Genomic DNA, 6,494 nt, shown 5'->3' with positions numbered 1-6,494 from the left:
CACCTGCCGGACACGGGTTCGCCTGCGGGTCTCGCCGCGGCGGGCCTGGCTGGCGGCGGGCTGCTGACGCTGGGCGGAGTGCTGCTCTACCGGGCACGGCGCCGGGCGAACGCGGACCGGTTCGTGGGGTAACACCCTCAGAATCACCGCTCGTTCAGTGAGGACCGCCCCCCGGGACCTTCGGGCTCCGGGGGCGGTCCCCTGCCGTTGTGTGGCGGGGACGGTTCTACCCGGCTTGCCGGGCGGTGTCTCGCGCCCGGTCATGCCCCCGAGGTCGGTCTGCCGGACGGCCAGGTGATCGTCTGGCCCTCGGGGGCGACGGTGATCTCGAACTGGTCCAGTGGCGGTGCGCCGTCGGTGCGCCAGCGGGCGATGCTCTCCTCCACCCGGTCCCAGAGGCGGTCCGGGCCACCTTGGCGGGCCGTCCAGCGGTCGCCGCCGGCCTGCGTGAGGCAGGCCCAGGTTCCGGCCTCGACGTCGATCAGTACGGTGTCGTTCCGGCCGTCGCGGGCGAGGGCGATCCGCTGGGCGTGCGGGGCGGCGAGTTGGGCGACGAACCGGGCGGTCCAGTCGTCCAGTGCGTCGTTCCCGAGGGTCGTCGGGCGTTCCTCGCCCGCGTCGAGGTCGGGCAGCAGGCCGAGTGGGGGAGTGAGTTGTGGCCGGGCGAGCATGAAGGAGACTTGTCCGCCGAGGAACCGGCCGGTTGCTGTGCCGTCCTCGTGGACGGTGAGTCGGGCCAGCTCCGAGGAGTACAGCCAGCCGCACACCGTGGCGAGGATCTTCCCGCCGGGTCGGGTCTGTTCGAGCCACTCCCGGGGATCTCCAGCACGCCACACGTGGCCGTCACCCGGTCGTAGGGGCCGCCGTCCTGGTGGCCGAGCAGCCCATCACCGACGACCAGATCCGGCTGGTAGCCGCAAGTGCCGAGGGCGTTCCGTGCGCGCAGGCTCACCTCGGGGTCCATCTCGACCGACGTCACCAGGCCGTCCCCCAGGCGGTGACACAACAGTGCGGTCGAGTATCCGGTGCCCGTGCCGATCTCCAGGACCCGCTGGTGGGGCTCGACTTGGAGGTCCTCGTGCATTCGCACCACCAGGCCCGGCATCGTGCTGGAGGAGGTGGGAGCGCGCAGGATCTCGCCGCGGACGTCGCGGGGCACGATGGTCCCGGCGATCTGGGTGACCAGGGACTCGTCCGCGTAGCAGCGCTCCAGCCATCCATCGGCCTCAAGAAGCACGGGCCGCCACGCGGTCGGGACCGAATCCGCGACCGGCTCGAAGAACCCGCCGCGCAGGAACTCCTGACGGGGCACCGCCTCCACCGCGCGCCGCCACGACTCGGTGCGCAGGCAGCCGGCGGTGGCCAGCGCATCGGCGAGTCGTCGCCGCAGCGTCGCATCCGAGGTCACGTCGCATTCCTCTCCAACAGGTCGGCCATCGCAGCGACCATGGGCAGACCGGTCTCCGACTCCAACCAGGCCCACTGTCCGGACGGGTTGCACTCCAGGAACCACCATTGCCCACGCCGGTCGACAGCGAAGTCGAATGCTCCGAAGACCAGCCCGAACCGGTCGAGGTAGGCGCGCAGTCGGCGCTCCAGGCCGACCGGCGGCAGTACCACCGAGTACGTCAGCCGCGAGTAGTCCGTGCGCCAGTCCAACAGGTCTGAGTCGATCCGGACGTAGAACACCCGATCGCCGATGACGGTTGCGCGCACGTCGGCGGTCTTGTCGATGCGCTGCTGGAACAGGTGGGCCGTGCCGGCCACTGCGTCGTCGATGTCCTCGGGTGCGACGTCGCCGACCTCGACAGTGCAGGACACGCCGTTGACGCGGTAGAGCGGGGTGGACAGCGGCTTGTAGATCACCGGGCCGTGGCGCTTGATGAACGCCCTTGCGGCGTCCGGTTCGGAGGTGATCAGGGTCGGCGGGAGGCGGAACCCGCAGCCGGCGGCGACGGCCAGGCCGGAGGGCTTGAACTCGGCGTCGCCAATGCGGTGCGGGTGGTTGACGTAGAGACAGCCAGGCAGCGACGCCATGATGCCGCCGAGGCCGTAGCGGGCCTGGGTGATGGCGAAGCGGGCGTTCTGGCCGTCCAGGTGGGAGAAGGTGAACCCGGAGGGCCGCCGGTAGTACAGGGAGCGAACGCGCGCCAGGTCGGCCCTCCGGGTCGGAGTGGTCAAGGTTCCCTCGATGCCGTGAGGCGTGATGGTGGCCGCGAACGACACCCCGACCGCAGCTCGCGGATGACGGCTTCCACCAGGTCTCCGCCGGCCAGCACGTCGTCCGCCAGCCGGATGCCGTGGACGCGGCGCAGCAGAGCCTCGGCGTCCGCCGCGCCGACGGTGCGTCCGGTCGTCGTCCCGAGTGGGGACAGCTCCGTGTCGGCGGGGAGAAGCCGGGCGATCACCTCGGCGGAGGAGACGGGTGCGGACACCTTGAACCGGCGGGCGGCCTTCGTGGCGGCGCGGGCGCGACGCAGGCGGGATTCGTCCAGCTCCAGTACCTCGGCCAAGTGCGGAAGGTACTGCGGCCCCGGTGTGCGGCCTTCGTACTCGGTTTCCCACCGCCACACGTCGGTGCGGCTGGGGGTGTAGCCGGAGGTGTCGGCCAGCTTGCGTGCGACGTCCTCCTCGGAGAGCCCGAGGTGCTTCCGGCGGCCGGCGATCAGCTCGCCGATCCGTTCCCCGCTGTCGTTGCTGTCGGCCATGACCGTCCCCTTGTCGCCGCGGCGTGTATCGGACGGTACCGGCTCAGGTCGTGTGCACAGGCGGTGCGGTCCACCGGAGTTGACGTGGAGTCGGGGCGTGGCCCCGGTCACATCGGCGGGTGGGGTGGGGCGGTCGGGGTGGGGGTGAACTGGCGTGATGGGTGGGGAGGTTGGCCGAAATGTGTGGGGTGGCGGGGGAGGGGGCGGGTAGGGATGGTCTCGACCCCGGGTGACGGGGGACATAAGGTATGCCTTAGCTTACTGAGCGGCGCCGGGGAACAGCCCCGGGTGTCCGTGGAGTCCGCCGTACCTTCGTCCCTGGAGTGAGCATGCCCGCCCGCCGTACGACTGCCGCGACCTTCCTCGTTCTCGCTGTGGCGAGTGCCGCGTTGGTGGGGTGCTCGAAGAAGGACGACGGGAAGGTGTCCGCGGACGGCAGCGGGCCCGTGCAGGTGACGGCGACGGACAGCAAGTGCGAGCTGTCGAAGACCTCGTTCCCGGCCGGGCACGTCGAGCTGGCGGTGGCGAACAAGGGCAACAAGACGACCGAGGTGTACGTGTACGCCGAGGGCGACAAGATCGTCACCGAGCGGGAGAACATCGGCCCGGGCACCAAGGTCAGCATCAACGCGGAGATCAAGGCCGGCACCTACGAGGTGGCGTGCAAGCCGGGCATGACCGGTGACGGCATCCGGCAGAAGATCACGGTGACGGCGGCCTCGGGGGCGCCGGCGAAGACGGACGACCGGCTGACGCAGGCCGTCGCGGACTACCGGAAGTACGCGCAGGAGCAGGCGGACGCCACCATCCCGGTGGTGGAGCAGTTCGCGGCGGCGATCACCGCGGGCGACGTGGAGAAGGCGAAGTCGCTGTTCGCCGCGTCCCGCCTGGGCTGGGAGCGCACCGAGCCGGTGGCGGAGAGCTTCGGTGACATCGACCCGAAGACCGACGCCCGCGAGGACGCGCTGGAGGACGGTCAGCAGTGGACCGGCTGGCACCGCCTGGAGAAGGCGCTGTGGGCGGACGGCAAGATCGGTGACGAGGAGAAGACCCTCGCCACCCAGCTGGTGACCGATCTGAAGGACTGGCAGAAGCGCGTCCCGAGCGCTGAGATCACTCCGACCGGCATGGCGAACGGCGCCAAGGAGCTGCTGGACGAGGTCTCCAAGAACAAGATCACCGGTGAGGAGGACCGCTACAGCCACACCGACCTGTCGGACTTCGCCGCCAACGTGGAGGGCGCCCGCCAGGCCTACGAGCTGCTGAAGCCGGTCGCCGCCGAGAACGACCCGACGCTGTCGAAGACCCTGGACGCCGAGTTCGAGAAGATCACCGGCCTGCTGGGCAAGTACCGCCAGGCCGACGGCACCTACACCTCGTACGACAAGGTGACCGAGGGCGAGCGCAAGACCTTCTCCGACGCGGTGAACGCGCTGAGCGAGCCGCTGTCGAAGCTGGCCGCCGCCGTCGTGGTCAAGTGACCGACACAGCCCACGTACGCGAAGTAAGGGCAGCGTAAGCTAATCCGCTGTCAGCAGGTCACTTCCGAGCAGGTCACTTCCGAGAGGGAACGTCACAGATGGACGCCGAGAACGAGCAGCAGGCGGCTCCCGCCGAGACCGGTGGGGTTCAGCAGCGGGCCGGGCTCAGCCGACGGGCCGTCATCGGCTGGGCCGGCGCGGGTGTCGCGATCGGTGCGGCCGGGGTGGGCACGGTGGCCGCCGCGACCATGGGGAGCGACACGCCGGCCGCCGCGGCGCAGAGCCAGGACGTGCCGTTCTGGGGCGAGCACCAGTCGGGGATCTCGACGCCCGTTCAGGACCGGCTGCACTTCGCCGCGTTCGACGTGATCACCGAGGACCGCGACGCGCTGGTCAAGATGCTCAAGGAGTGGACGAAGGCGGCCGCCTCGATCACCGGCGGCCGTGAGGTCGGCGGCGGCGCGGTCGGCGTGGTCCCGCAGTCGCCGCCGGACGACACCGGCGAGGCGCTCGGCCTGCCGGCGTCCCGGCTGACGCTGACCATCGGGTTCGGGCCGACGCTGTTCGAGAAGGACGGCCAGGACCGGTTCGGCCTGAAGGCGAAGCGGCCCGAGGCGCTGGTGGACCTGCCGAAGTTCAAGGGCGACCGGCTGGAGGCGAACCGCAGCGGCGGCGACATCTGCATCCAGGCGTGCGCGGACGACCCGCAGGTCGCGGTGCACGCGATCCGCAACCTGGCCCGGATAGGCATGGGCGTGGTGAACGTCCGCTGGTCGCAGCTCGGCTTCGGCAAGACCTCGTCGACCACGCCCGACAGCCAGACCCCGCGCAACCTGATGGGCTTCAAGGACGGCACGCACAACATCGCCGGGACGGACGCGGACGGGCTCGGCAAGCACGTGTGGGTGGCGCCCGGCGACGGCCAGGACTGGATGACCGGCGGCTCCTACCTGGTGGCCCGGCGGATCCGGATGACCATCGAGACCTGGGACCGCGCCTCGCTGCAGGACCAGGAGGAAACCTTCGGCCGCACCAAGATCGAAGGCGCCCCGTACGGCAAGCAGAAGGAGCGCGACGCGCCCGACCTGGCCGCGATGCCCGCCACCTCGCACGTGCGCCTGGCCCACCCGGACAGCAACGACGGGCTGATGATCCTGCGCCGCGGCTACTCGTTCACCGACGGCACCGACGGTCTCGGCCGCCTGGACGCCGGCCTGTTCTTCCTGGCGTACCAGCGCGACACCCGCAAGGCGTTCGTGCCGCTGCAGACCAAGCTGGCGGCGAGCGACAAGCTGAACGAGTACATCACGCACGTCGGATCCGCCCACTTCGCCTGCCCGCCCGGAGTCCGCAAGCCCGGCGAGTGGTGGGGCCAGACCCTGTTCGGCTGACCCCCGCCCCCATCACCCTCACGCCCCCACCGAGGAGAACCGCCGTGTTCGCCAACTACCTGATCGGCCTTCGAGAAGGCCTCGAAGCCAGCCTGGTGGTCTGCATTCTGATCGCCTACCTGGTCAAGACCGGCCGCAAGGACCGGCTCGGCCCGGTGTGGATCGGCGTCGGCAGTGCCGTCGCGGTGTCCATGGCCTTCGGCGCGGTGCTGCAGTTCGGCTCCAACCAGCTGTCCTTCGAGGCGCAGGAGGCGCTCGGCGGCAGCCTGTCGATCCTCGCGGTCGGTCTGGTCACCTGGATGGTGTTCTGGATGAAGCGCACCGCCCGGCACCTGAAGAGCGAGCTGCACGGCAAGCTGGACGCCGCGCTGGCGATGGGCACCGTCGCCCTGGTGGTCACCTCCTTCCTGGCCGTCGGCCGGGAGGGCCTGGAGACCGCGCTGTTCATCTGGACCGCCGTCCAGGCCACCGGCGACGGCTGGAACCCGCTGGTCGGCGCGATCCTCGGCCTGCTCACCTCGGCCGTGCTGGGCTGGCTGTTCTACCGCGGCGCGCTCAAGATCAACCTGGCGAAGTTCTTCACCTGGACCGGCGGCATGCTGGTGGTCGTCGCCGCGGGCGTCCTCGCCTACGGCGTGCACGACCTGCAGGAGGCCGGCTGGATCCCCGGCCTGCACGAGCTGGCGTTCGACATCTCCTCCACCATCCCGGTGGACAGCTGGTACGGCACCCTGCTGAAGGGCGTGTTCAACTTCCAGCCGAACCCGACGGTGGTCCAGGTCGTGATCTGGCTGCTGTACCTGACCCCGACGCTGTACTTCTTCTTCCGCAAGCCGAAGGCGACCGGCACCGCGCCGAAGCCCGCCCCGGCGACGGAGGCGAAGGCCGCCTGACGGTCGGCAGCTGCCGACAGA

The 6,494-nt window shown here is 70.4% G+C and carries 6 protein-coding genes and 2 pseudogenes; 4 read left to right on the top strand and 4 right to left on the bottom strand.

Going from position 1 to position 6,494, the window contains the following annotated elements:
• Positions 1–3 precede the first annotated feature (3 nt).
• A complete protein-coding gene (locus IEZ12_RS40750) occupies positions 4–132 on the top strand; it encodes an LPXTG cell wall anchor domain-containing protein (protein WP_373295517.1) in 129 nt (42 codons plus the stop codon).
• A gap of 128 nt (positions 133–260) precedes the next feature.
• Here the strand turns inward: IEZ12_RS40750 and IEZ12_RS40465 are convergent, their stop codons facing one another.
• From IEZ12_RS40465 to IEZ12_RS34800, 4 genes and pseudogenes are all read right to left on the bottom strand, one after another.
• On the bottom strand, positions 261–836 hold the full coding sequence (locus IEZ12_RS40465; RefSeq protein WP_308431118.1) for a methyltransferase domain-containing protein: 576 nt from the start codon (positions 834–836) through the stop codon (positions 261–263).
• A gap of 35 nt (positions 837–871) precedes the next feature.
• Positions 872–1,084: pseudogene (locus tag IEZ12_RS40460) on the bottom strand (rRNA adenine N-6-methyltransferase family protein); the annotation flags it as partial.
• A gap of 320 nt (positions 1,085–1,404) precedes the next feature.
• Positions 1,405–2,226, bottom strand: a pseudogene (tgmB, locus tag IEZ12_RS34805) (ATP-grasp ribosomal peptide maturase); the annotation flags it as partial.
• Entirely contained in the window at positions 2,178–2,708 is a 531-nt protein-coding gene (locus tag IEZ12_RS34800) for a hypothetical protein (protein ID WP_189278041.1), read from the bottom strand. The pseudogene tgmB and the gene IEZ12_RS34800, both read right to left, overlap by 49 nt.
• Positions 2,709–3,037: 329 nt before the next feature.
• Between IEZ12_RS34800 and efeO the strand changes: the two genes are divergently transcribed.
• From efeO to efeU, 3 genes are all read left to right on the top strand, one after another.
• Entirely contained in the window at positions 3,038–4,189 is a 1,152-nt protein-coding gene (gene efeO / locus IEZ12_RS34795) for an iron uptake system protein EfeO (protein ID WP_189278038.1), read from the top strand.
• A gap of 98 nt (positions 4,190–4,287) precedes the next feature.
• Positions 4,288–5,580, top strand: a complete 1,293-nt coding sequence (gene efeB / locus IEZ12_RS34790) for an iron uptake transporter deferrochelatase/peroxidase subunit (RefSeq protein WP_189278036.1) — start codon at positions 4,288–4,290, stop codon at positions 5,578–5,580.
• A gap of 44 nt (positions 5,581–5,624) precedes the next feature.
• The gene (efeU, locus tag IEZ12_RS34785) at positions 5,625–6,473 is read left to right on the top strand and encodes an iron uptake transporter permease EfeU (protein WP_043907331.1); all 849 of its coding nucleotides are present in this window, start codon (positions 5,625–5,627) and stop codon (positions 6,471–6,473) included.
• The last annotated feature ends 21 nt before the right edge of the window (positions 6,474–6,494 follow it).

It is taken from the genome of Kitasatospora griseola, from assembly GCF_014648555.1.
Lineage (GTDB): Bacteria > Actinomycetota > Actinomycetes > Streptomycetales > Streptomycetaceae > Kitasatospora > Kitasatospora griseola.
The sequence above is the reverse complement of the archived record's forward strand: the minus strand, read 5'-3'. Positions and strand labels throughout refer to the sequence as shown.

What these genes read in the sequence shown, in the direction of transcription:
- efeB (WP_189278036.1), top strand. Translation starts at nt 4,288, where the DNA reads ATGGACGCCGAGAACGAGCAGCAGGCGGCTCCCGCCGAGACCGGTGGG.
- efeO (WP_189278038.1), top strand. Translation starts at nt 3,038, where the DNA reads ATGCCCGCCCGCCGTACGACTGCCGCGACCTTCCTCGTTCTCGCTGTG.
- IEZ12_RS34800 (WP_189278041.1), bottom strand. Translation starts at nt 2,708, where the DNA reads ATGGCCGACAGCAACGACAGCGGGGAACGGATCGGCGAGCTGATCGCC.